Origin of the sequence: Okeania sp. SIO3I5 (assembly GCF_010672085.1) — a bacterium.
In the GTDB taxonomy this organism is placed as follows: Bacteria; Cyanobacteriota; Cyanobacteriia; order Cyanobacteriales; family Microcoleaceae; genus Trichodesmium.
On the sequence record NZ_JAAHHT010000391.1, the window covers coordinates 1 to 5,510 of the forward strand.

Here is a 5,510-nt window from a genome sequence, read left to right on the forward strand (position 1 = left end):
TTCTACTAACTGTATTATCCCTCCTGTAAACATTTAACGAGCTGTTCTGCAATCCTTTCTCAGTCTAAGATATTTTTAGTTGTTTTCCTATGTTTTTCTATAAAATTAATAAAACTTTACAATACTAAAAATTTACCTCGATAAATCCAGATATGTGTTGTTTAGATTGGCGATCGCCTCATGTTTTCAGGACTTCTGAGAATTAATTATAACTATCGCATCATGTTACAAAATATAACAAATATTTGACAAAACTGCCATAATTTTTCTTGCACCACAAATTAGTCAGTAGCCAGTAGTCAGTAGTCAGTAGTCAGTAGTCAGGAGGTAAGGTGGGTAGCCTGACTTTTGGAATTTGGTATTAGAATTATCCCTGTTTTTAAATAAACTATTTAGATGGAAGTCAAGAGTAAAGATACTTATTTTGAACAACCTTTTAATAGTCAATAACTGCTGAAATAACAAAGCCAAAAGCTCAAATGTGATAGAGATTTATTTTGATCGAGAAGTGCTAAAATTAGAAAAATCAGTAACCATTACTACTAAAATTCTAAAAAATGTCTTATATAAAATCTAAGTACAGCTTATTGGCCATAACTGCAATTGTCACCATACTCAGCACCACTCAAGCTGACGCTTCTTCTTTTAAACTAACCCCAAAACAATCCCAATCAAACAACACCACAATCATCGCGCTTAACCAAGAAGCTAAAACAGAATTTGAGCGCGGGGTGAAGCTCTACAAAGAAGGAGACCTAAAATCAGCAGAAGCAGCATTTCGCAAGGCTATTGATCTTGATTCAGAATTTGCAGAAGCTTATGCTAACTTAGGTAGTCTTTTGGCCAATCAAAATAATTTGTCAGAAGCAATATCCCAATTTGAAAATGCTGTTCGCCTTAGACCAGAACTAGCAGTGCTTCATTATCAATTAGGGGTAGCTTTGTATTTGGAAAATAAACGACCTGAAGCGGTAGTGTCTCTGAGTAAAGCTAGAGATTTATTAAAAGAACAAGGAAAAACTGAAGAAGCAGAAAAAGTTGAGAAAGCAATAGAAAGGATTCAAGCGGAATCTTAATTGGTGGTCATTTCAGTTATCAGTTATCAGTTATCAGTACCTCTAGCTGAAGCGTCTGGATTGAAATACGGAATCTTCTTTTCTCGAGGGGAGATTGGATATGGCGTTTCCGCGCAGCAAAACGACCGCTTTTTATCCTCTTAAAAGAGGAGGCGTAACTACCCAAATTTTTCGGTAAAAAAACATAGCGGTTTGTAATTAATTTATATGCAAACCGCTATGTTTAGTGTTTTCGACTGTTGCTGGAAACGTAAAGCTTTGCTGATGGTGCAGTTGTTATTGCGTCGATTTGGAAAACAACTTCACCTTAGCTATAAGACTATACAGCAAAAGTATCTACAGATAATGAACCTGTTGTGTTGCCATTAACGGTAGCGAGTGAGAAAACACTGCCGTTGCTTTGGGCGAATGTGGCTCCATCTAATAGATCGTTATACAATGTGTGAGCGTAGCTATGATTACCTGCAAAAGTAAGGGCACCTGGTTGGAGGAGATCGTCCCAGTTAACATATAAATCTAAGTCGGCTAATGGATCGTCGTATCCTAATGTACTGCTAGTATGGAAAGCAACTACTCTATCGGCATCGCTTGGATCTAGGCGATCGCCTGTGGGGTTAGGGTTAGAGAACCAACCTCCTTCAAATTCAGGACCTGCTGGATCGAGACCAATGAGTTGATCGACTGTGCCACGACGTTCCCGAAGTTCTTCACCTGCTTCACCCATGATATGAGCGCCTAAACTGTGACCAATAAGTGTGGTATCGGCAGGATTGACACCTTGGCCTAACAAGTAGTCTGCTATTTCAACTCCTACATCATCAACTCTGTCAGCAGCAGCCCAATAATTGAGAGTATCAGCGCCATCTTCCCAATCTACTACTAAAATGTTAGCGTCATTCCCTTCCAAATCTCGGATATTTTGTGCCATTTCTGACATCCAACCTGCAGGGGTGAAGTTATTACCTGGATTTCCACCTGTACTTTGGTAACCATGTACGATTACATAAGTAGGATCGGTTGTGTCTATAGAGGTTGAACTATCAAATCCACCATTACCCCAATTATTAAAGAATACGTCTACCATCTTTTTAATTTGTTCCTATTTATAAGTTTTTACTGAAAAGATTACACTTTGTGTTGAATTCGATTTTGGAACTGCACTAATGTGTTTTTTCTTTTCTAAGAATAGAATGATTGACTGAACTGAGAAATTACGGATAGTTAACTGAGGAAATAATAAGAATTACTGGACATAATTATAATTATTCGGAGAGGTCCATTATCTCTATATCCGGGTCTCTCATCCCCTAGTTCAATGAAAAATAGATCGGGTTATAGATATATGGTTGGCGATCGCTAAATCTTTACAAAACTGGTTTATGGGACGATAATTAGAGCTATAAAAAAAATCAAGCAAAGATTCAGGGGTTTAATTCTTGGCTTGATAAATTTGCTATAAGAAATTTTGATGGTTATTTATTCTGCTGTTTCTTGAGGGATAAGAAGGCGATCGCGACGGTGCCTACTATTCCTAAGAGGGATGATGGTTCTGGTGTTGATTTAGTGTTAGTGTTAGTGGTAAACAGATAGGCTGAACCACTGTTTGTTCCGTTATCGTCGTCCAAGTTGGAGCCAATCAGAGCTGTGTTATTGCTTAGAGCCACTGATAATCCGAAGCGGTCGTTTGCAGAACCGTCGGGTGCGGTAAATTTGTGGAGCAAGCTGCCAGTAGTAGTATCAAACAGGTAAGCTGAACCACTGTCTGTTCCATTGTCGTCGTCTAAGTAGGAACCTATCAGGGCTGTGTTATTGTTTAGAGCTACTGCTGACCTTCCGAAGCGGTCGTTTGCAGAACCGTCGGGTGCGGTAAATTTGTGGAGCAAGCTGCCAGTAGTAGTATCAAACAGGTAGGCTGAACCACTGTCTATTCCATTGTCGTCGTCAAAGAAGGAAGCTATCAGGGCTGTGTTATCACTTAGAGCTACTGACCTTCCGAAGCGGTCGTTTGCAGAACCGTCGGGTGCAGTAAATTTGTGGAGCAAATTGCCAGTAGTAGTGTCAAATAGGTAGGCTGAACCACTTTGTAGTCCCTCATCGTCGTCATAGTGGGAACCGATCAGGACTGTATTATTGCTTAGAGCTACTGAAACTCCAAACTGGTCAGATGCAGAACCATCGGGTGCAGTAAATTTGTGGAGCAAACTACCAGTAGTAGTGTCAAATAGGTAGGCTGAACCGCTCCTTGAACCCTTGTCGTCGTCTAAGTAGGAACCAACTAGGGCTATGTTATTGCTTAGAGCTACTGAGATTCCAAAGAGGTCGTCTGCAGAACCGTCAGGTGCAGTAAATTTCTGGAGCAAACTGCCAGTAGTAGTGTCAAATAGGTAGGCTGAACCACTGTCTGTTCCATTGTCGTCGTCTTTGTAGGAACCAACTAGGGCTATGTTATCACTTAGAGCTACTGAAATTCCAAAGAGGTCGCCTGCAGAACCATCGGGTGCGGTAAATTTGTGGAGCAAACTGCCAGTAGTAGTGTCAAATAGGTAAGCTGAACCACTAGATGAACCATTGTCGTCGTCTCCGTAGGAACCTATCAGGGCTTTGTTATCACTTATAGCTACTGAGGTTCCAAAGTAGTCGGATGAAGAACCATCGGGTGCGGTAAGTTTTAGATCGACAGCGTTAGCGGGAGTTGTCAAAGCAAAGAGTAGGAAGAGCTGAAAGCAAGAGCTTTTACCTATTTTTTTGAGGTTAGTTGCTTGGCTCTTAATTGCTGGTTTTTGGTTGTGCATATACCTTTGTTTTTTGTTGTTTGACTTAGGTTGTTTTTTTGTGTCTATAGAATTAGACTTGTCATTTTATGACTTCAAAAAGCCTTTGTTGCTTAGAAACTAGCATAACATTTTGATTTAGTCAAGAGGTGGTACAGTTGATTTAGTATTGGCAAAAACTCCTAGTTTGGTAGAGGGTTTGGAGACTAAACCCCTACGAGACATGAATTATACCGATACTACCGGATTTGATATTACTTCTGATAACTTCTGACTTCAAATGCCACTCCTGCATACAAAAGTTCGATATGACATTGAAATTCAATACTTTCTAGAGCGATAGCTTCCCACGCTTTATAAAAATTCCAAAGCCACATTTTCCCCTCTCCTCGACGATAAATTTCCACTGAAGTTGATTCTGAGTCTACCAATACATATTCCTGGAAACTAGGAAACAGAGAGCGAACGCACCTTGACAACGAGAAAAAGTTGCTATATTTTCAAAAAAATCAAGCAAAGATTTAGAGGTTTAATTCTTTGCTTGATAAATTAGCTATGAGAAATTTTTATGGTTATTTTTTCTGCTGCTTCTTGAGGGATAAGAAGGCGAGCGCGACAGTGCCTACTATTCCTAAAAGTGATGATGGTTCTGGTGTTGACTTGGGTTCTGGTGTTGATGTAACATTAGTGGTAAACAGGTAAGCTGAACCACTAGACGAACCATTGTCACTGTCTCCAGTGGAACCGATCAGAGTTGTGTTATTGCTTAGAGCTACTGAGATTCCCAAGTAGTGGTTTCTAGAACCGTCGGACGCGGTAAATTTCTGGAGCAAACTGCCAGTAGTAACATCAAATAGGTAGGCTGAACCATGGTTTTCTCCGTTGTTGTTGTCGTCTTTGTAGGAACCTATTAGGGCTGTGTTATCGCTTATAGCTACTGAGTATCCGAAGTAGTCCTCTACAGAACCGTCTGGTGCCGTCAATTTGTGGAGCAAACTGCCAGTAGTAACATCAAATAGGTAAGCCGAACCACTGTTTCCTCCATTATCGTCGTCTTGGTAGGAACCAATTAGAGCTGTGTTACCGCTTAGAGCTACTGATAATCCGAAGTAATCTAATGCAGCACCATCGGGTGCGGTTAATTTGTGGAGCAAATTGCCAGTAGTAATATCAAATAGGTAGGCTGAACCACTAACTGAACCGTTATCGTTGTCTCCGTAGGCACCAATTAGGGCTATGTTATCGCTTATAGCTACTGACCTTCCGAAGTAGTTGTATACAGAACCGTCGGGTGCAGTCAATTTCTGGAGCAAATTCCCAGTAGTAGTGTCAAATAGGTAGGCTGAACCACTGTTTGTTCCATTGTCGTCGTCTAAGTAGGAACCAATTAGGGCTATGTTATCGCTTACAGCTACTGACCTTCCGAAGTAGTCGTGTGCAGAACCGTCGGGTGCGGTTAATTTGTGGAGCAAATTGCCAGTAGTAGTGTCAAATAGGTAGGCTGAACCACTCCTGTCTCCCTTGTCGTCATCCCAACAGGACTTACGCAAGGGCACTACATATAGTGTTAATCCTTAAGGTTCTCTGTACATTGGCTATCTAAACTAAGTTCCTCTTAGCGATCGCCACAGCCACAAAATTATCATTAACTGAAATGAAAAAT

The 5,510-nt window shown here is 40.6% G+C and carries 5 protein-coding genes; 1 reads left to right on the forward strand and 4 read right to left on the reverse strand.

Translation table 11 applies throughout. From position 1 onward, the window contains the following. Positions 1-557: 557 nt before the first annotated feature. Positions 558-1,076 (forward strand): tetratricopeptide repeat protein, encoded by a 519-nt coding sequence (locus tag F6K40_RS38405; protein WP_293145004.1) that lies wholly within the window; start codon positions 558-560, stop codon positions 1,074-1,076. 319 nt (positions 1,077-1,395) lie between these two features. Here the strand turns inward: F6K40_RS38405 and F6K40_RS38410 are convergent, their stop codons facing one another. The 4 genes from F6K40_RS38410 to F6K40_RS38425 all read right to left on the reverse strand — a co-directional run bounded on the left by F6K40_RS38410 (position 1,396) and on the right by F6K40_RS38425 (position 5,403). After that, positions 1,396-2,160 carry an alpha/beta fold hydrolase gene (locus F6K40_RS38410; RefSeq protein WP_293145007.1) on the reverse strand — a complete coding sequence of 255 codons (765 nt, stop codon included), beginning with the start codon at positions 2,158-2,160 and terminating at the stop codon, positions 1,396-1,398. A 388-nt stretch (positions 2,161-2,548) separates the two neighbouring features. After that, on the reverse strand, positions 2,549-3,868 hold the full coding sequence (locus F6K40_RS38415) for an FG-GAP repeat protein (protein WP_293145010.1): 1,320 nt from the start codon (positions 3,866-3,868) through the stop codon (positions 2,549-2,551). A 233-nt stretch (positions 3,869-4,101) separates the two neighbouring features. Next, complete coding sequence (locus tag F6K40_RS38420; RefSeq protein WP_293145013.1) at positions 4,102-4,326, reverse strand: hypothetical protein; 225 nt, start codon at positions 4,324-4,326, stop codon at positions 4,102-4,104. Between the two features lie 93 nt (positions 4,327-4,419). Further along, entirely contained in the window at positions 4,420-5,403 is a 984-nt protein-coding gene (locus F6K40_RS38425) for a WD40 repeat domain-containing protein (protein WP_293145016.1), read from the reverse strand. Positions 5,404-5,510: the final 107 nt, after the last annotated feature.

Excerpts from the sequence above, each read along its gene's own strand:
- F6K40_RS38405 (WP_293145004.1), top strand. The coding sequence starts at position 558 with ATGTCTTATATAAAATCTAAGTACAGCTTATTGGCCATAACTGCAATT.
- F6K40_RS38410 (WP_293145007.1), bottom strand. The coding sequence starts at position 2,160 with ATGGTAGACGTATTCTTTAATAATTGGGGTAATGGTGGATTTGATAGT.
- F6K40_RS38415 (WP_293145010.1), bottom strand. The coding sequence starts at position 3,868 with ATGCACAACCAAAAACCAGCAATTAAGAGCCAAGCAACTAACCTCAAA.